General features: G+C 59.7%; 16 protein-coding genes. 10 read left to right on the forward strand and 6 right to left on the reverse strand.

The window, feature by feature from the left end:
* Positions 1-18: 18 nt before the first annotated feature.
* From sixA to ACWPW1_RS15830, 3 genes are read right to left on the reverse strand one after another with little or no spacing between them, the layout of a single operon-like run.
* Positions 19-474 carry a phosphohistidine phosphatase SixA gene (gene sixA / locus ACWPW1_RS15820; protein ID WP_454253381.1) on the reverse strand — a complete coding sequence of 152 codons (456 nt, stop codon included), beginning with the start codon at positions 472-474 and terminating at the stop codon, positions 19-21.
* Entirely contained in the window at positions 471-770 is a 300-nt protein-coding gene (locus tag ACWPW1_RS15825) for a DUF4389 domain-containing protein (protein WP_454253382.1), read from the reverse strand. Before ACWPW1_RS15825 ends, sixA begins: the two co-directional genes overlap by 4 nt.
* A 31-nt stretch (positions 771-801) precedes the next feature.
* Entirely contained in the window at positions 802-1,836 is a 1,035-nt protein-coding gene (locus tag ACWPW1_RS15830) for an NAD(P)H-dependent glycerol-3-phosphate dehydrogenase (RefSeq protein WP_454253383.1), read from the reverse strand.
* Positions 1,837-2,212: 376 nt separating this feature from the next.
* Here ACWPW1_RS15830 and fabA point away from each other — a divergent pair, with 376 nt between their 5' ends.
* The 3 genes from fabA to ACWPW1_RS15845 all read left to right on the forward strand — a co-directional run bounded on the left by fabA (position 2,213) and on the right by ACWPW1_RS15845 (position 5,426).
* The gene (fabA, locus tag ACWPW1_RS15835; protein ID WP_007160484.1) at positions 2,213-2,728 is read left to right on the forward strand and encodes a 3-hydroxyacyl-[acyl-carrier-protein] dehydratase FabA; all 516 of its coding nucleotides are present in this window, start codon (positions 2,213-2,215) and stop codon (positions 2,726-2,728) included.
* Between the two features lie 11 nt (positions 2,729-2,739).
* Positions 2,740-3,957, forward strand: coding sequence for a beta-ketoacyl-ACP synthase I (gene fabB / locus ACWPW1_RS15840; protein ID WP_059315640.1), 1,218 nt, complete (start codon positions 2,740-2,742; stop codon positions 3,955-3,957).
* Between the two features lie 254 nt (positions 3,958-4,211).
* Positions 4,212-5,426 carry a sugar MFS transporter gene (locus ACWPW1_RS15845; RefSeq protein ID WP_323149800.1) on the forward strand — a complete coding sequence of 405 codons (1,215 nt, stop codon included), beginning with the start codon at positions 4,212-4,214 and terminating at the stop codon, positions 5,424-5,426.
* Between the two features lie 398 nt (positions 5,427-5,824).
* Here the strand turns inward: ACWPW1_RS15845 and ACWPW1_RS15850 are convergent, their stop codons facing one another.
* Positions 5,825-7,171 (reverse strand): dicarboxylate/amino acid:cation symporter, encoded by a 1,347-nt coding sequence (locus ACWPW1_RS15850; protein ID WP_271655540.1) that lies wholly within the window; start codon positions 7,169-7,171, stop codon positions 5,825-5,827.
* Positions 7,172-7,558: 387 nt separating this feature from the next.
* On the opposite strand from ACWPW1_RS15850, the gene ACWPW1_RS15855 reads away from it, so the two are divergent.
* The 7 genes from ACWPW1_RS15855 to ACWPW1_RS15885 all read left to right on the forward strand — a co-directional run bounded on the left by ACWPW1_RS15855 (position 7,559) and on the right by ACWPW1_RS15885 (position 17,977).
* Entirely contained in the window at positions 7,559-8,299 is a 741-nt protein-coding gene (locus tag ACWPW1_RS15855; RefSeq protein ID WP_454253384.1) for a 4'-phosphopantetheinyl transferase family protein, read from the forward strand.
* A 614-nt stretch (positions 8,300-8,913) separates the two neighbouring features.
* On the forward strand, positions 8,914-11,841 hold the full coding sequence (locus tag ACWPW1_RS15860; RefSeq protein ID WP_454253385.1) for a ribonucleoside-diphosphate reductase subunit alpha: 2,928 nt from the start codon (positions 8,914-8,916) through the stop codon (positions 11,839-11,841).
* A gap of 170 nt (positions 11,842-12,011) precedes the next feature.
* Positions 12,012-13,262 carry a ribonucleotide-diphosphate reductase subunit beta gene (locus ACWPW1_RS15865; RefSeq protein WP_027598067.1) on the forward strand — a complete coding sequence of 417 codons (1,251 nt, stop codon included), beginning with the start codon at positions 12,012-12,014 and terminating at the stop codon, positions 13,260-13,262.
* Positions 13,263-13,325: 63 nt separating this feature from the next.
* On the forward strand, positions 13,326-15,587 hold the full coding sequence (locus ACWPW1_RS15870; RefSeq protein ID WP_454253386.1) for an nSTAND3 domain-containing NTPase: 2,262 nt from the start codon (positions 13,326-13,328) through the stop codon (positions 15,585-15,587).
* Between the two features lie 19 nt (positions 15,588-15,606).
* The gene (locus ACWPW1_RS15875) at positions 15,607-15,840 is read left to right on the forward strand and encodes a hypothetical protein (protein WP_454253387.1); all 234 of its coding nucleotides are present in this window, start codon (positions 15,607-15,609) and stop codon (positions 15,838-15,840) included.
* A 134-nt stretch (positions 15,841-15,974) separates the two neighbouring features.
* Positions 15,975-16,649, forward strand: coding sequence for a hypothetical protein (locus tag ACWPW1_RS15880; RefSeq protein ID WP_454253388.1), 675 nt, complete (start codon positions 15,975-15,977; stop codon positions 16,647-16,649).
* Between the two features lie 194 nt (positions 16,650-16,843).
* Positions 16,844-17,977, forward strand: coding sequence for a diguanylate cyclase (locus ACWPW1_RS15885; protein ID WP_454253389.1), 1,134 nt, complete (start codon positions 16,844-16,846; stop codon positions 17,975-17,977).
* Positions 17,978-18,004: 27 nt separating this feature from the next.
* On the opposite strand, the gene ACWPW1_RS15890 is transcribed toward ACWPW1_RS15885, so the two are convergent.
* On the reverse strand, positions 18,005-18,874 hold the full coding sequence (locus ACWPW1_RS15890; protein ID WP_454253390.1) for a DUF6216 family protein: 870 nt from the start codon (positions 18,872-18,874) through the stop codon (positions 18,005-18,007).
* Between the two features lie 17 nt (positions 18,875-18,891).
* Complete coding sequence (locus ACWPW1_RS15895; protein WP_454253391.1) at positions 18,892-19,767, reverse strand: LysR family transcriptional regulator; 876 nt, start codon at positions 19,765-19,767, stop codon at positions 18,892-18,894.
* Positions 19,768-19,844 lie beyond the last annotated feature (77 nt).

A 19,844-nucleotide genomic window follows, 5' to 3' on the forward strand; every position in this document is an offset into this window, starting at 1 on the left:
TCTTTCCTTGAAAGGGCGTCAGCCGTCGAAGCGACTGACCAGATCGAAGCCGCCGGCCAACGGCAGCGGCGCTTCCAAACACAGCAGAGACGCGGTGCCCATGAGCACCGGCGCCTGCCGGTGCCCGTGCAGCAGCCAGCCGGCCAGCTCACCGACGAAGGGATTGTGCGTGACCAGCAGCAGCTCTTCCACGCCCAGTCGCTCCAGCTCCGCCAGGGCCCGCTCGGGTTCGCCGTCGGGCGTCGCCCACTGACAGACAGACACATTGCCCGCCCAGGCCAGTTGCTGTTGCACCAGGGCGGCCGTCTGCCGCGCCCGTACATAGGGACTGGTAAGGAGGCGTTGCAGCCCACTGCCCTGCAACTGTTCCGCGCTACGCAGGACCGCCGCGCGGCCTGCAGCCGTCAGCTCGCGCTGTTCATCGCTGGACGCGCGTGCCTCGGCTTCGCCGTGCCGCAGCAGCCAGAGCTTCATGGCGCGGTGGCGGAGCGGTCGTCGGGCTGCTCCGCGGCCGGCCAATCGGCGAAGGGCCAGGGCTTGACCTCGCTGGCGAAGGTGCCGAAGCGCACGATCTGCGACAGATAGGCGCCCAAGGCGGCCCCGAACGCGGTCAAGCCGGGATTGGCCTCGCCCTTGATCAGGCGCACCACCAGTTGTACCAGCACCACCACCGCCAGCACGTACTGCGCACCCAGCCAGACGAACAGGAACAGCAGCATCCAGATCAGGCGCAGGCCTAGCAGCTCGCGGGAATGCACGGGTTGGGACATGGAAATTCCTCTTTTCAGACAGTGTAGCGGCTCAGAGCCTGCTCGGGATCTCGGCGGCGTCCGCCACATCGACATCGGTCTTGGGCTCACCGCCCATCAGGGCCTCGATCACCTGCCCCAGGCTGCGGCCCTCGAACAGGATCGCATAGAGGCCATTGACCAGGGGCATGTAGACGCCCAGCTCGTCCGCTTTTTCCTTGAGCACGCGCAGGGTGTTGACGCCCTCGGCGGTCTCGCCGATCTGCGCCACGGCTTCCTCCAGACTGAGCCCACGACCCAAGGCGTGCCCCACCCGGTAATTGCGGCTCTTCTCCGAGGAGCAGGTCACGATCAGATCCCCTACCCCGGCCAGGCCCAGGTAGGTGATGGGATTGGCGCCACGCTGCACGGCGAAGCGGGTCATCTCGGCCAGGGCACGGGTGATCAGCATGCTGCGGGTGTTCTCGCCCATCGCCAGGGCCGCGGCCATGCCGGCGATGATGGCATAGACGTTCTTCAGGGCGCCGGCCAGCTCCACGCCAAGGCGGTCGGCGCTGGCGTAGACGCGGAAGGTGCGCCCGTGCAACGCCGCCTGGACCCGACGACAGACCTCTTCATCCTCGCTGGCCACCACGGTGGCGGTGAGCTGGTGCTCGGCGATCTCACGGGCCAGGTTGGGGCCGGAGATGATGCCGATGCGCGCCCGCGGCACGATCTCCGTAAGGATTTCGCTCATCAGCATGAAGGAGTGTGCCTCGATGCCCTTGGTGGTGCTGACCAGGAAACGCCCCTCCAGTTGCTGGGCGATGGGCGCCAGCGCCTGGCGCAGCGCGCTCGACGGCAGCGCTACCAGGATCAGCTCGCAGTCGGCGATGGCGCCCTGTAGGTCGCTGGTGGCCTCGACCGCGGCATGCACCTTGATACCCTTCAGATAGCGCGGATTCTCGCGTTCGCGGCGGATGGTCTCGGCCTGGTGCGGATCGCGCATCCACAGGCGTACCGGCAGACCGTTCTCGGCGACCAGGTTGGCCAGGGCGGTACCGAAGCTGCCGCCGCCCAGAACGGCGATGGGGGATTGGACTGTCATCGAAACTCTCGTCTTCACCGCGGTCGTGCGGCCTCGTCGGCAGTATACGGTAGCCGCGCGAACGCCTTAGCGCCTGTTCACGATCTGCTTCGTTTCGGCCGAACGGTGTTGAAAACGGTTGAGAAATACCTATTTAGCACCGGTAAACCTCTCTTTCACAGCCCTGCTCGCTTCGCTGGCCCGAGACCCGCGACACCCTGAACGGCCTCCCAGGATGGAGAATTGACTGCGGAAAGTGCACAATGGCCCGTTAACGAGCGGGGTGCTGGCCTGTGACTTTACCGATGCCCCGACAGTCTATTGCTACACGAAGCCATACCCAGAGCGACCATTGGAGTCGCCAGAGCCTGGATCTAGGCCAGCTACAGGAGCTTGCATGACCAAACAACACGCCTTTACCTACGAAGACTTGCTGCGCTGCAGCCGTGGCGAGCTCTTCGGGCCGGGCAATGCCCAATTGCCCGCACCGAATATGCTGATGATCGATCGGATCACGCATATCAGTGAGGTAGGCGGGAAATACGGCAAGGGCGAACTGGTGGCGGAACTCGATATCCGTCCCGACCTCTGGTTCTTCGGTTGTCATTTCGAGGGCGATCCGGTGATGCCGGGCTGCCTGGGCCTGGATGCCATGTGGCAACTGGTCGGTTTCTACCTTGGCTGGCAGGGTAATCCGGGTCGCGGTCGCGCCCTGGGCTCGGGTGAAGTGAAGTTCTTCGGCCAGGTACTGCCGACCGCCAAGAAGGTCACCTACAATATCCATATCAAACGCACCATCAACAGGTCGCTGATTCTGGCCATCGCCGATGGCACCGTCAGCGTGGACGGGCGCGAGATCTACTCCGCCGAAGGTCTGCGTGTCGGCCTGTTCACTTCCACCGATAGCTTCTAAGGGCTTTTCGCATGCGTCGCGTCGTCATTACCGGTCTGGGTATCGTTTCGTGCCTGGGCAATGATAAAGACACCGTTTCCGCCAACCTGCGCGCAGGCCGTGCCGGCATCCGTCACAATCCGGAATATGCCGAAATGGGTCTGCGCAGTCAGGTTTCCGGTTCCATCGACCTGAACCTCGAAGAACTGATCGACCGCAAGGTCAAGCGCTTCGTCGGCGATGCCGCCGCCTACGCCTACCTGGCCATGGATCAGGCGATCAAGGATTCCGGCCTGTCCGAAGACCAGGTTTCCAACCCCCGCACCGGCCTGATCGCCGGTTCCGGTGGCGCTTCCACCTTCAACCAGATGGAAGCCCTGGACATCCTGCGCGAGAAGGGCGTCAAGCGCGTCGGTCCCTACCGCGTGACCCGGACCATGAGCAGCACGGTCTCCGCCTGCCTGGCCACCCCCTTCAAGATCAAGGGCCTGAACTACTCCGTGGCCTCGGCCTGCGCCACCAGTGCCCACTGCATCGGCCTGGCGATGGAGCAGATCCAGCTCGGCAAGCAGGACGTGGTCTTCGCTGGTGGTGGCGAGGAAGAGCACTGGACCCAGAGCATGCTGTTCGATGCCATGGGCGCGCTCTCCAGCGACTACAACGAGACCCCGGAAAAGGCGTCCCGTGCCTACGACAGCAAGCGTGACGGTTTCGTCATCGCGGGCGGCGGCGGCATGGTAGTGGTCGAGGAACTCGAACACGCCCTGGCCCGTGGCGCCAAGATCTATGCCGAGATCGTCGGCTATGGCGCGACCTCCGACGGCTACGACATGGTCGCCCCGAGCGGCGAAGGCGCGATTCGCTGCATGCAGCAGGCGCTGTCCACCGTCGACGGCGAGATCGACTACCTAAACACCCACGGTACCTCCACTCCGGTGGGCGACGTGGCCGAGATCAAGGGTGTGCGCGCCGTGTTCGGCGACAAGGCGCCGGCCATCAGCTCTACCAAGAGCCTGTCCGGTCACTCCCTGGGTGCCGCCGGTGTGCACGAGGCCATCTACTGCATGCTGATGATGGAAGGTAATTTCATCGCCGGCTCGGCCAACATCGACGAACTGGATCCGGAGGTCGCTGACCTGCCGATCCTGCGCGAGACCAAGGAAAACACCAAGCTGGACCTCATCATGAGCAACAGCTTCGGTTTCGGCGGCACCAACGCCACCCTGGTCCTCAAGCGCTGGCAGGGCTGATAGCCCTCGCTTGTGTGATCCAAACGGCGCCTCTGGCGCCGTTTTTCATTTCCGCTCCCTGCCCGGCTGAACCGGTCATGGGCCCCGCGGTCGAAGGCGCCGGCACTTCGCCTGCGAACCTCCAGGAAGAATGGATTCAGCAGCGCGAATAGCTTAATCTCGCGCCGCTTCGCTGTGTCTGCGCAGCCGCCATAGACAGCGCTGTCCGAACATCGCGGGCAGAGACAAGAAACTGTTGTACCCATGGAGCCCCAATGCACAATCAAAACCAGAGCTACCGCGGACCCTTGATCGTCCTCACCATGCTGTTCTTCATGTGGGGTCTGATCACCTCGCTAAACGACATCCTCATCCCCCACCTCAAGGCGGTCTTTACCCTCAGCTACCTGCAGGCCTCGCTGATCCAGTTCTGCTTCTTCACCGCCTACTTCATCGTCTCCTTCCCCGCCGGTCGCCTGGTGGAAAGCCTGGGCTACAAGAAGGGCATCATCGTCGGCCTGCTCACCGCTGGCGTTGGTTGCGTGCTGTTCTACCCGGCAGCCGGTGCCCAGTCCTACGGCTTCTTCCTGACTGCCCTCTTCGTCCTGGCAGCCGGCATCACCGTGCTGCAGGTAGCGGCCAACCCCTATGTCACCATCCTCGGCAAGCCGGAAACCGCGGCCTCGCGCCTCAACCTGACCCAGGCCTTCAACTCCCTGGGCACCACCGTCGGCCCGCTGGTGGGCGCCGTGACCATCCTGGCCCTGGTCGGTGAGGACTCCGCCGCTCACTCGGTGCAGCTGCCCTACCTGATCCTGGCCGGCATGCTGGTCGCCCTGGCGGTGATCATCGGCCTCTTCCGTCTGCCGCAGATCAAGGACACCGAGCAGGACAACGCCACCGACGAGAACGCCCTGACCGCCAGCAGCGTCTGGGCCTATCGTCACCTGCTGCTCGGCGTGGTCGGCATCTTCATGTACGTGGGCGCGGAAGTGTCCATCGGCAGCTACCTGGTGAGCCTGATGGAAAGCCCGGAAGTGGCCGGCCTGAACGCCGCCACCGCCGCCAAGTACCTGTCCCTGTACTGGGGTGGCGCCATGGTCGGTCGCTTCATCGGCGGCGTGATCATGACCAAGGTACGGCCGAACCTGGTGCTGACCTTCAACGCCATCGCCATCGGCGTGCTGCTGGCCGTAGCCGTGCTGCAAGGTGGCAAGGTCGCCATGTGGGCCCTGCTGGCCATCGGCTTCTTCAACTCCATCATGTTCCCGACCATCTTCTCCCTGGCACTCAAGGGCCTGGGCAAGTTCACCTCCAAGGGCTCGGGCCTGCTGTGCATGGGCATCGTCGGTGGCGCGCTGGTGCCGGCCATCCAGGGCTTCTTCGCCGATACCATCGGCCTGCTGCCCTCCTTCGTGGTCCCGCTGGTCTGCTACGTGTACATCCTGTTCTACGGCGTCATGGGCTACCGCCCCACCCTGCGTCGCTGATCTACCCGCGAAGCGCTGGCGGCCTGCCAGCGCTTCAACCCCTCCCGCCGATACCCCCGCCTCTCCCTCGCGCCATAACCCTCCCCTGCGACAGGTCTGCGACCACGCTGAATAGCGCGCTGCGCTCCACTGTCGCGCGTTATCGACCACCTCTTCCCGCCACCCTATCCTTCACCGAGAAAGAGCCAGAAGGCTCGCTCCTGGCGCCCTGCGCTTGATTCCAGCCACTAGGCCCGGTAGCGCTGTGCGACAGAGGTGCGAACCCGCACGCGCTTGCCCTGGCATAGCTGCCTGCCCTGCCCCGGCCGAATCGCACACAAAAGAAAACGCCCGCATCTCTCGATACGGGCGTTTCGGTAGCGCTGGAGGACCGCTCAGGAGCGGCCCTCGCACCAGGGTCAGGCAGTCTGGCGAGCTTCCTCGACCTCGACCGCGTTCGGGCCGCGAGCGAGTTCGGTCTGCAGAGTTTTCTCGTCCAGCTGACCGCACCACTTGGCGACCACGATGGAGGCCACGCCGTTGCCGACCAGGTTGGTCAGGGCGCGGGCTTCGGACATGAAGCGGTCGATACCCAGGATCAGCGCCAGGCCAGCGACCGGTACGTGACCGACGGCGGACAGGGTGGCGGCCAGCACGATGAAGCCGCTACCGGTGACGCCTGCAGCGCCCTTGGAGGAGATCAGCAGCACCAGCAGCAGGGTGATCTGGTGGGTGATGTCCATCTGGGTATTGGTGGCCTGGGCGATGAACACGGCGGCCATGGTCAGGTAGATGGCAGTACCGTCGAGGTTGAAGGAGTAGCCGGTGGGGATCACCAGGCCAACCACCGACTTCTCGGCACCCAGCTTCTGCATCTTGGTCAGCATGCGCGGCAGGGCAGACTCGGAGGACGAGGTACCCAGCACGATCAGCAGTTCTTCGCGGATGTACTTGATGAACTTGAGGATGCTGAAGCCATGCATACGCGCCACGGTGCCCAAGACCAGCAGCACGAACAACACGCAGGTGATGTAGAAGCAGGCCATCAGGTAACCCAGCTGCACCAGGGTGCCGACGCCGTACTTGCCGATGGTGAACGCCATGGCACCGAAGGCACCGATGGGGGCGAGCTTCATGATGACGTTGATGATGTTGAAGAAGACGTGGGAGATACGGTCGATGAAGTTGAACACCAGTTGACCGGTCTCGCCCAGGCGATGCAGGGCGTAGCCGAACAGCACGGCGAAGAACAGCACCTGCAGGATCTCACCGGTGGCGAAGGCGTTGACGACCGTCGACGGGATGATGTTCAGCAGGAAGTCGATGGTGCTCTGCTTTTCGGCGGCAGCGGCGTAGGCAGCGATGCCCTTGGTGTCCAGGGTGCTGACGTCGACGTTCATGCCGGCGCCCGGCTGAACGACGTTGACCACGATCAGACCGATCAGCAACGCGATGGTGGAGAAGATCTCGAAATACAGCAGCGCCATACCACCGGTCTTGCCCACGGCCTTCATGTTCTGCATGCCGGCGATACCGGTCACCACGGTGCAGAAGATGATGGGTGCGATCACCATCTTGATCAGCTTGATGAAGCCGTCACCCAGCGGCTTCATGGCGGCGCCGGTCTGAGGATAGAAGTGGCCGAGCAGGATACCCAGGACGATTGCCAGAATCACCTGGAAATAGAGGCTCTTGTAGAGAGGCTGCTTGACGGGTCGCTTGGGCGCGGGAGCGGTAGTAGTTGTTGTGTCGACGGTTGCTGTCATGGCTCTTTCCCTTGTGACCACTACCTGACGTCCTGTCCGAGTGGGCACCTGACTGATGTTGGCTCTCTCATCCTGAGAGCTTTTTGTTGTGGATCTGGCGGCCGCACGACGGTGACACCAGCATCTTGCTAGACATAAGCAATCGCCGTTCCACTTTCCGGCGCGCAATCAAAGCGCCAGCTTTCATGCACCTTTCAGTCGAAAGTCTAGTTGTCGCGTAGCGGCGGAACCCCGCCATCCGATGAAAACGGGCGGAAATCCCCCCTCATCCGGGGCGGTTTTCCGCCAGCCCCGGCCGGTAGTCGGCTATCCTTTGTGCGCCTTTTTGTCGGAGCCTGCCGTGAATTTTTCGCTGCCTTCCACCTCTGGCCCAGATAGCCGGCTGTGATGAGCACCTTGCCGCTCGCGCACCTGCCAGGTTGCTGTACGACGCCCGAACCGTTTCCGCCGTTGAGCCCGGAGCTGGCCTCGCTGGAGCTGATCCACTGCCGTTTCGATCCCGCCCTGGTGAGCTTCGAACGAGACGCCCTGCGCTTGGGCGCCCTGCCCCCGGACAATATCCGGCGCGCCGTGGCCAAGCGTCAGGCCGAATACCTGGCTGGTCGCCTCTGCGCCCGGGAGGCTCTGCGACGCCTGAGCGGGACCAGCGCCGTTCCGGGGCATCGCGCCGAGGATCGTGGCCCCGTCTGGCCGGCTGGCCACGTGGGCGCCATCACCCATGGCCATGGCTGGGCCGCGGCCGCGGTGGGAAGTGCCCAGGAGTACCTGGGCGTTGGCCTGGACGTCGAAACCCTGCTCGAACCGACCAAGGCACTACGCCTGGCCGACCAGATCCTCACCCCGGCCGAACAGGAGCGCCTGCAGCCGCTGGATGAAGAACGGCAGGCCTTCGCCATCACCCTGGCGTTTTCCGCCAAGGAGAGCCTGTTCAAGGCACTCCATCCACAGGTGCGTCAGATGTTTTTCTTCCAGGATGCCGAGATCCTCGCCACGGACAGCCGTGGGACCTTCGCCATCCGGCTGCTGATCGAGCTGTCGGCGCGATGGACGGCGGGTACCCAGCTGGAGGGCCATTTCCGCCTAGACGAAGCAGGCCGGCTGCTGACCCTGCTGGCACCCCGCGCCTGAGTGCAGCCTTCTGTATATAAGGAAGCAATGCCGATCACCGGCGGGTTGTCCGCTCCTTCCCCGGGGCAGAACGTCGCAGTGGCTATCGAACGTTTTCTTCTGGTGAAGAAAGTACTCATAGCGAACCGGTATATCCCTTGCCGCTTTTGGTAAGAGTTGACCGTGCGGTTGTACGTTATTTGACCACCCGGCTCTGATCCCAGCGTCTGCGCGCACTGGCCTGTCACCACCCCCAGGATACCCCCTATCCCTGAACAGCTTATCCACGCCTTATCCACAGCCGGAAACGTGACAAACGCGACATCTAGTGGCCTTCTCACCCCTACACCACCATATATAGCAGTTCGTCGGTCTGGCCTGGGACGGCGAAACACCCCTCTGTCAAGACTGTCTTCCCTAACGAGGAGGGCTTATCCTGTCGCCCGAATTATGAATTTCCAGGGTCCCTGGACCCCGCCCGCCGCTTCCTTCGGGAATCGGCGCCGGTACGGCTTTTCGTTGGAATCTTCATTGGTACAGGCGCGACCGGCAGTTGTCGCGCAGCCGTTAGGCCAACATTCTTCCGGATCGCCGGCTCGCCGACGATCCCCTCTTTCCGATCAAGGGAGTTCCGCATGCAAACCGACCTGACCCGCGAGCAAGCCCAGCAGGGCCGCCCGGCGCAAGATGACAGCCAGGACCTGGGCGCCACCGCCCCCGGTCAACTGCGCGTCATCAAGCGCAACGGTACCGTCGTCCCCTACACCGACGACAAGATCACCGTGGCCATCAGCAAGGCTTTCCTCGCCGTGGAAGGCGGTAACGCCGCGGCCTCCTCGCGCATCCACACCACCGTCAAGCAGCTCACCGACCAGGTCAGCAGCACCTTCAAGCGCCGCATGCCCTCCGGTGGCACCATCCACATCGAAGAGATCCAGGACCAGGTCGAACTGGCCCTGATGCGCGCCGGCGAGCAGAAGGTCGCCCGCAGCTACGTGATCTACCGTGAAGCCCGCAGCCAGGAGCGCAAGCAGGGCGCCGTCAGCGACATCGCCGAGCCGCACCCGAGCATCCGCGTCACCAAGGCCGACGGCACCACCCAGCCGCTGGACATGGGCCGCCTGAACACCATCATCACCGAAGCCTGCGAAGGCCTCGAAGAGGTGAACGGCGAGCTGATCCAGAAGGAGACGCTGAAGAACCTGTACGACGGCGTGGCCGAGAAGGACGTCAACACCGCCCTGGTGATGACCTCCCGCACCCTGGTCGAGCGTGAGCCAAACTATTCCTACGTCACCGCCCGCCTGCTGCTGGACAGCCTGCGCGCCGAAGGCCTGAGCTTCCTCGGCGTCGCCGAGTCCGCTACCCACCACGAGATGGCCGAGCTGTACGCCAAGGCCCTGCCCGCCTACGTCGCCAAGGGCGTGGAGCTGGAGCTGCTGGACCCGAAACTGGCCAGCTTCGACCTGGAGCGCCTGGGCGCCGCCATCGATCACGAGCGCGACCAGCAGTTCACCTACCTGGGTCTGCAGACCCTGTACGACCGCTACTTCCTGCACAGCCACGGCACTCGCTTCGAGCTGCCGCAGCTGTTCTTCATGCGCGTGGCCATGGGCCTGGCGCACATGGAGAAAGACAAGGAAGCCCGCGCCATCGAGTTCTACAACCTGCTGGCCAGCTTCGACTACATGGCGTCCACCCCGACCCTGTTCAACGCCGGCACCCTGCGTCCGCAGCTGTCCAGCTGCTACCTGACCACCGTGCCCGACGACCTGTCCGGCATCTATGGCGCCATCCACGATAACGCCATGCTGTCGAAGTTCGCTGGCGGCCTGGGCAATGACTGGACCCCGGTACGCGCCCTGGGCTCCTACATCAAAGGCACCAACGGCAAGAGCCAGGGCGTCGTGCCCTTCCTCAAGGTGGTCAACGACACCGCCGTGGCGGTCAACCAGGGCGGCAAGCGCAAGGGCGCGGTCTGCGCCTACCTGGAAACCTGGCACCTGGACATCGAGGAATTCCTCGAACTGCGCAAGAACACCGGTGATGACCGTCGTCGTACCCACGACATGAACACCGCCAACTGGATCCCCGACCTGTTCATGAAGCGTGTCTTCGAGGACGGCAACTGGACCCTGTTCTCCCCCGCCGACGTGCCCGACCTGCACGACCTCTACGGCAAGGCCTTCGAAGAGCGCTACGAGTACTATGAAGCCCTGACCGAGTACGGCAAGCTCAAGCTGCACAAGACCATCAAGGCCAAGGACCTCTGGCGCAAGATGCTGTCCATGCTGTTCGAGACCGGCCACCCGTGGCTGACCTTCAAGGACCCGTGCAACCTGCGCAGCCCGCAGCAGCACGTGGGCGTGGTGCACAGCTCCAACCTCTGCACCGAGATCACCCTGAACACCAACAAGGACGAGATCGCCGTGTGCAACCTGGGTTCGGTGAACTTGGTGAACCACATCGTCGACGGCAAGCTGGACGTGGCCAAGGTCGCCCGTACCGTCAAGACCGCCGTGCGCATGCTCGACAACGTCATCGACATCAACTACTACTCGGTGCCCCAGGCGGAGAACTCCAACCTCAAGCACCGTCCGGTCGGCATGGGCATCATGGGCTTCCAAGATGCGCTGTACCTGCAGCACATCGCCTACGGCTCGGATGCCGCCGTGCAGTTCGCCGACACCTCCATGGAAGTGATCAGCTACTACGCCATCCAGGCCTCCTGTGACCTGGCCGAAGAGCGTGGCAGCTACTCCAGCTTCCAGGGTTCGCTGTGGTCCCAGGGCATCCTGCCGATCGACTCCGAGAAGCGCCTGATCGAAGAGCGCGGTGCCAAGTACATCGAGGTCGACCTGTCCGAGACCCTGGACTGGGCCCCGCTGCGCGAGCGTGCCAAGAAAGGCATCCGCAACTCCAACATCATGGCCATCGCGCCGACCGCGACCATCGCCAACATCACCGGCGTGTCCCAGTCGATCGAGCCGACCTACCAGAACCTCTATGTGAAGTCGAACCTCTCGGGCGAATTCACCGTCATCAATCCCTATCTGGTACGCGACCTCAAGGCCCGCGGCCTGTGGGACTCGGTGATGGTCAACGACCTCAAGTACTACGACGGCTCCGTACAGCAGATCGAGCGCATCCCGCAGGATCTGAAGGACCTGTACGCCACCGCCTTCGAAGTGGAGACCAAGTGGATCGTCGAGGCCGCCAGCCGTCGCCAGAAGTGGATCGACCAGGCCCAATCGCTGAACCTGTACATCGCCGGCGCCTCGGGCAAGAAGCTCGACGTGACCTACCGCATGGCCTGGTTCCGCGGTCTGAAGACCACCTACTACCTCCGTGCCCTGGCCGCCACCAGTACCGAGAAGTCCACCATCAACACCGGCAAGCTGAACGCCGTGAGCGCCGATCCCATCACCGGCGTCCAGGCCAGCGCGGCCCCCGCCCCGGCCCAGAAAGCCGAAGCTGCTCCCGCCCCCGCACCGGCTCCGGTGCCCAAGGCCTGCAGCCTCGACGATCCGCGGTGGGCGGGCCCGGGGGGGTCATGTGTTTGAGAGGGCGCGCCAAGGGGGGGCCTCCTTTTCCTCCCCCCCCCCGAGGGGGGGGGCAGGGGGGGGGGCGAACCCCCCCCCCGCCCCCCCTTCCCCCCCCCCCCCGCGGGGGGGGGGCGGGGGTGGGGCCCCGCCGCCCCGCCCCCACCGCACAGCCACCCAGGAGACACCCCATGCTGAACTGGGAAGAATTCGACAAAGACGACGACACCGCCACCGCCAAGCCCGCGCAGGCCGCCGGCCAGCAGGCGCCCGCCCAGACCGAACGCCTGGATTCCGAGGGCGACGCCCTGGTCCACGACGCCCGCGCCCTGTCCGCCGATGACTCCGACGCCGTGGCCCGCGCCAAGGCCGCGCTGAACGAGCTGGACATCCAGGAAGGTCTGGACGACCTGGAAGGCTCTTCGGCTCGCGTGCACGTCGGCGACAAGCAGATGATCAACGCCCGCGCTGACCTCAACCAGCTCGTACCCTTCAAGTACGACTGGGCCTGGCAGAAGTATCTGGATGGTTGCGCCAACCACTGGATGCCCCAGGAAGTGAACATGAACGCCGACATCGCGACCTGGAAGAGCGCGGACGGCCTCACCGAGGACGAGCGCCGCATCGTCAAGCGCAACCTCGGCTTCTTCTCCACCGCCGATTCCCTGGTCGCCAACAACCTGGTGCTGGCCGTCTACCGCCTGATCACCAACCCCGAGTGCCGCCAGTACATCCTGCGTCAGGCCTTCGAAGAGGCGATCCACACCCACGCCTACCAGTACTGCATCGAGTCGCTGGGCATGGATGAAGGCGAGATCTTCAACATGTACCACGAGATCCCGAGCGTCGCGAAAAAGGCGAGCTGGGGCCTGAAGTACACCCGCTCCATCTCCGACCCCGAGTTCAAGACCGGCACCCCGGAGACCGATCGCCAGTTCCTCAAGAACCTGATCGCCTACTATTGCGTACTGGAAGGCATCTTCTTCTATTGCGGCTTCACCCAGATCCTCTCCATGGGTCGCCGCAACAAGATGACCGGCACCGCCGAGCAGTTCCAGTACATCCTGCGTGACGAGTCCATGCACCTGAACTTCGGCATCGACATGATCAACCAGATCAAGATCGAGAACCCGCAGCTGTGGGATGCCCAGATGAAGGACGAAGCCACCCAGATGATCCTCCAAGGCACCCAGCTGGAGATCGAATACGCCCGCGATACCATGCCCCGCGGCGTGCTGGGCATGAACGCGGCGATGATGGAGGACTACCTCAAGTTCATCGCCAACCGCCGTCTGACCCAGATCGGCCTCAAGGAAGAATACCCGGGCGCTACCAACCCCTTCCCCTGGATGAGCGAGATCATGGACCTCAAGAAGGAGAAGAACTTCTTCGAGACGCGCGTGATCGAGTATCAGACGGGTGGGGCGTTGAGCTGGGATTGATCTGACTCGAAAAATAAAATATAAAAAGCCCTGCAAATGCAGGGCTTTTTATATGGAAAACCAATGCAAAATTATGATTTTAAGGCTCTAAACGATAAAGAGTTTGAAGTGCTGTGCACTGATCTCTTAAGCATACATATGGGTGTACGTTTTGAAAGATTTAAATCAGGACGAGATCAAGGTGTTGATGGTCGGTTTTTCACTCCAGGAGGAGGAGAGGCTATACTACAGTGCAAGCACTGGATCAACACACCCACAAGTCAATTAATCCAGCAACTAAAAAAATCAGAACTTTTAAAAATAAACAAACTTAAACCAAGTCGCTATTTTTTTACCACATCAAAAAAGCTTTCGCGCGCCGAAAAGACAAAAATAAAAGACGCACTCTATCCTCATATCAAAAGCGAAAATGACATATTCGGCCAAGAGGACCTCAACGACCTTCTATCACGTAACGCCGACATCGAAAGAAAGCATTATAAACTTTGGATAACAAGTAGCAACGTCCTTCAGCATCTATTAAACAAGGCCGCCTTAGAGAGGAGCCAAGCCTCTTTAATTCAAGCCAAAGAAACGTGCAAACTGTACGTTGCAACAAGCAATCACGATAAAGCACTAAGCAAACTAAAAGAATCAGGCGTAGTTATAATTACCGGCGAACCAGGCATAGGAAAAACAACACTAGCAGAGCATATATGCTTCATCTACTCACTAAATGGCTATGAATATATAAAAATATCTGAAGAAATAAAAGAAGCAGAATCCATTTATGAAAAAGACAAAAAGCAGATTTTTTATTTCGATGATTTTCTAGGCAGGAACTATCTAGAAGCGCTTTCGGGACACGAAGGAAGTCACATTGTAAATTTCATAAAAAAAGTATCATTGGATAAAGCAAATAAAGCAAATAAAGCATTTATCCTCACATCCCGGAGCACCATATTAAACCAAGGGAAAATTTTAATAGACTTATTCAAAAACAACAATATAGAAAGAAACGAATACGAGTTATCGGCAAACCTTTTCAAAGATATTGACAAAGCCAAGATACTTTACAACCATATATGGCACTCAAACCTCGACGAAGAATACATAGAAAGTTATTTTACCAATAAGAATTACAGAAAAATCATCAATCACAGAAATTTTAACCCTAGATTGATAAGCTTTATTTTGGATAAGGATAAAAATCAAGGTATTAACCCAGGCGAATACTGGGATCATATTAATGCATCACTAAACAATCCAGCAGATGTCTGGGACAATCCTTTCACAGCACAGCAAGACGACTTTTCTAGAGCAATTGTTTTATTGGTAACATTGCACGGAAAAGCAATTTGCGAGTCTGAGCTATCAGAAATATTTGATAGGCATGCAAACTCGCGAGACAATATAGGCCTCAAAGGACGCCGCGACTTTATTTTGAACATCAAGCACCTAACGGGATCAATGCTCAACAGAAAAATATTATCAAAAGAACGGGTAGTAACTTTAGACCTATTTAACCCATCCCTTGGGGACTACGTGTTACGCAGATACAAAGACGACATACCAACGCTTCGATCCGCATTCAAAAGTCTCAGATCCTGCTCCTCCTTAGACACTCTAAGCAATCTTAATAATAACGATATAATTGACACAAGAAATCATATAAAAATTATTGAACATCTAATGCAAAACGCTTTTTCTCTAAACTTTGAGGGATTCACCTCGGAATACCTGTCAAAACTATTATTGACTCAAGACTCTTACCTATACAAAAAGAACGACGCTAGTAGCCAACAGGCGATAGCATACGTACTTAATAATTCAGACCCTACAAAAGACAGCAACATAATAAAAATAATGACGCTTACGGTCGATAGCGGTACGACTTCTCCTCAGAGAGCGTACGAGCTACTTATTAAACTATGCGACGAATGCCACTACGAGGATGAAGATGAAATATTAGAAATATTCTCACTTTACAATACCACTAACGAAATACTCGCTGCATCAGAGGTTGTTCGCTGTCATCTTGAAGACTTAGCACTGAGCTACTTAGAAGAAAACATATACGAAATCTTTTCAGACAGCGATGTCTTTTCTAATGTCGCCCCAGGTGACTCTATGAGTGCAAAAACAAACCTGAAAGATCTAGCAGAGCAGAAAATATCGGAGCTAGGACTTGCCTGGAGACTTAACCCAGAGCGAGTGCTGAATGCCTTTGATATAGACTGGAGGATGGATAGCTATTTCACAGAAAACAGCCCTTACGAGGAAATAGTTAGACCTCGACAATTAGTCTATACCGACGAAATAGACGATTTGTTTTCTCGCAATTAGTTTCAAACATGAGCTATGTATGCCCCGCTGGACCGACCAACCCGCCACCGACACGGATGCCGTCTTCGATTTCATCCTCAAGTTTTCCAGTACCTTCCTGCGACGCCATGCTTCGCTACTAGCCAAGGTACTGCCGCCTACCTTGGGCTTCGGGATGTTCCTGGCCTATTTCGCCCGTAACCATTTCTATCCCAGCTTCGATCTTTTCCAGTTTTCATCGCTTTTGCTGGCGGCTGCCTGCCTAGCTTTCTGACCATCGGCGCCTTCGTTGCCGCACTGTTCCTGCCAGGAGCATGGGTTTATTACCGCTTCATCAATACGGCTGCGATCAAGGAAGACATCACCTACGCCCTGCCCTATCGCGGCGAGAGGCGCTTTCGCAAGATCATGCTGTTGATGGCGCTGGTGTTCTTCATGCCCTATCTGCTGGCGGGTTTCAGCGATGCGGCCATTCTCTTCGTCGATCCTGAGCTGTTCACCAACGTTGCCTTGTTTGCGCCCATCCCTATCACGCTACTGGCGGGCATGACCGTACAGGGGCTGTTCGACTTGCGTCGCTTCAGCTTCCTGAAGTTCGTCTGGGAGGCTTATCTGCCGACGATGGTCGTCGGCCTGTTCATCTTCTGGATGCTGGCCCAGGCCTACCCGCTGGTGAGCGATTGGCAGCCGCTGCTCAAGTGGGGCGCTCTGGCCATCGCCCCCTTCATCATTGCCTTCGTCACGACCATGACCTCCATGCTGTTCATCGCCGGCTGGAAGGCGGCGATGATGTTTTCGCTGTTCTTCGCCCTCTTTTTGGCCGGTTATAGCGGCGTACTCACCACCCTGCCCGAGACCATGGTCAAGACGCTGGGTCTGGGTAATTACCAGGCCAAGGCCATCGTGCTCGATACCTCCTACTGCTCCAAGAAGCAAGCCAGAGTGCTGCCTACCGATGACCAGTGCGTGCTCAGGGACATGCAGGTGGTCTGGTCGCTGGGCGACGCCTTCGTGCTGCGGCTGGCGGATGGCAGCACGGCGCGGTTGCCGGCATCGGCGATTCGGACGTTGGTGAAACCCTAGTAACGGACGGGCCGTTTGCGCCAGCCACAGGTCAGGTTTGAATTAGCGCTATCGGCCCGTCATCATGGCGGGCAATCCTCTGCCTCAAGCCCGCGCCTGCCGTGTCGATAAGACTGCGGTGCGGCTCCGCTTTGGCGGGTGCTCGTCCCAGGCAGGGAGCACCCTTCTCGTATCCAGACAGGTCCGATTCGCCCATGGCACTCGATGCCCCCACCATGCTGACCCTCACCATCGCCCTGGCGGCTGCCGCTGCGGGCTATCTGGCCATCGAGTGGCGGTCGGTGCGCGAGTCGGCGCTGCTGTACTGGAGCGCGGGTTTCGCCCTCATTGGCGTGGGTAGCACCCTGGCGCTGTTGCGCAGCCAGGGGCTGCTGCTGGTGGGCATCTGGTTCGCCAATGGGCTGCTGATCTTCGTGCATGGCCTCTTCTTGCTCGGCGTGGCACGCTTCACGGCGCGCCGTCTGAGTCTGGGCTGGTGGGCCTTCGCGGCGATCTGGCTCGGGATGTTGCTGCTGCCCAGCGAGCCCTGGTGGTCCAAGGTGCTGCTGGTGGTGCAGTCGCTCATGATCGGCATCCTGGCGGTGCGGGCGAGCCTGCTGCTGCGGCGGCGCAATGCCGGAGAACGGCAGCTGCGCGTGGTGCTGCTGGTCCATGGACTCTTCTATCTGGCCAAGATGATCCCACCACTGACCCCCGGCAGCCTGATCGACCTGGCGGTCTATCGCGGCGTCATCATCCAGATTTCGCTGGTGGAGGGGGTAATGGCGGTAATGCTGATCGCCCTGTCGATGACCGGCACGGTGCGTTATCGCCGCGAGCAGCATATCGAGCGCCTGGCCGGTAGCGATCCCCTGACCGGGCTGTACAACCGCCGCGCGCTGGAAGCCGAGGCGCCGCGACTGTTTGGCCAGGCGACACCGGCCCGCCCAGGCGCCCTGCTGCTGATCGACCTGGACAATTTCAAGCTGGTGAACGACCTCCATGGCCACACGGCCGGCGACGGCCTGCTGATCGCCCTGAGCGACCTGCTGCGCACCACCCTGCCCCGCCAGGCGCTGGCCACACGGCTGGGGGGCGATGAATTCGTGGTGCTGCTGGGTGAGGCGGCCGATGCGGACGTCGTGCGGCTGGGGGAGGCCCTGAGATTGCACTTCAACCAGCTGGCGGCACAGCGCCTGCGGACGCCCGAGCCCGTCACCCTGAGCATCGGCGCCGTGCTGTTCGATCAGCCGCCGGAAAGCCTGCAACTGTTATTGGCCCAGGGAGACCGCGCCCTGTACGAGGCGAAGCGCGGTGGGAGAGATAGAATACGGATTAGATCGATCTGATTGGCGCTTTGGATCGCAAAACCCTCCTTAGCCAAAAACTCTAAACCAAACATTTAAGCATTTAGCGTCATCACCAAACATTTTTTTAAGCTCATTATTTACCATAATTCGCCTAATCCTCTCTATCGCAACACTTGCCATGACTCGATAAAAAGAACCGAGAGAAAACCCAGCAAAGAACAACAAAAAAGGCCACCCTAGAACCCTTTGAGCGGACCTTGAGTCATCCATAAACTCTTTAACTTCTTTATCTCCACCCAGACCATCACACAACTGCTCTAGTTGATCTGCATTATAGAACTCAGCCTCTGGCAAAGAGGCTACTTTTACCGGATTCTTTTTGCAATCTTCTAAAGTAATTTTAGTGCCATTCAAAGCTAGTTTAAAATGACTTTGCCCGTAAAAAAACCAATCATCATTGGCCTTGAATTTTACTATTGCATACGGCGTAGAGACCATAATCAAAGAAGCAATAGACACAAAAACTCCAAACAGACATGCGCCCACCCAACCTATCAATCTTAGAATTAAAGCACCATCTGGAACTTTAATATTCTCGAAATTTCTGAAGTCAATATATCTAATACCCATAATAAAAAGACTTGGTGGTATAGAATTTTTTGACACCCAGTCACGCACAAGCTTTATATCATTCGCATCATGCACTTTAATAGAAAACTCGGCTCTAAAGTGCTCTATCTCCCTTATATTCTGATGAAATGCCTGCGTTTCAGCCTCATAGAAAAACCTCTTACCCCCCAAAGTACGCCAAAGCCTGTCCCGCAGAAAATTGGCAGACCCTGCCTTCATCAAAACCAAACTCACAACAACGATAAAACTCAGCACGACAGAAACTGATTTTGCAACTTCCCAATTGCCAATTATTGCGTCAAACATCGCCATCTCCAACCAGCTTAATTGGTAAAATTTGATAACAAAAAGTTCACAAAACTCCTCACCGTCACTGACCGCCATCTCGTGTGGGGATAGAGCGCGGTCAGGGGGCGGGTGAGTTCATGGCCCTGGAAGAGGCGGACCAGATTGCCGGCGGCGACGTCGTCCTGCAGCAGAAAGGCCGGCTGGAGGATGATGCCGAGGCCCTGCAGGGCGGCCAGGCGCAGGGCGGGGCCGTTGCTGAGATGCAGGCGGCCCGGTGGTAGCGGGCCGAAGGGGGTGCCGGTCTGGGCGCGCCACTGGCTCAGGGCGCGAGGGTCCATGCCGAGGCAGTCGTGCGCCTCCAGATCGGCCAGTCGCTCGGGCGTGCCGCGTTGGACGAGATAGCCGGGTGCGGCGCAGCACCACATCACATAGGGCGCCAGGGGTCGCGCCACCAGGGAGGAGTCGGCCAGTTCGCCGATACGGATGGCGATGTCGATGCCCTCCTCCACCAGATCCTGGACCCGGTCGCTCAGCACCAGATCGAGGGTGACCTGGGGCTGCCGCGCCAGATAGTCGCCCAGCCGAGGCGTGAGGCCGTAGGTGCCGAAAGACACCGGCGCCGAGACGCGCAGGATGCCGGCGGGTGCCAGGCGTTGGGTTTCGGCCTGGCGGTCGGTGTCGGCGACCAGGGCGAGGATCTCGCGGCAGCGGGCGTAGTAGCCGTCGCCAAAGGCGGTCAGGCGCTGGCGCCGAGTGGTGCGTACCAGCAGTTGCAGACCCAGGCGCTTCTCCAGGCTGCGCAGGTGATTGCCGGCCATGGTCGGCGAGATGCCCTGCGCCTGGGCCGCAGCGGCCAGGCTGCCGCGCTCCACCACGGCAACGAACACCTGCATGCTGTCGAGCAGATCCATTCAACACTCCTGTTAAGGAATCCTTACACCTAGGTGGCGTTTATCTCATTTGGGTAATGGGTGAGGCTAGTGGTGTG

Source organism: Pseudomonas sp. Marseille-Q7302 (assembly GCF_965111925.1).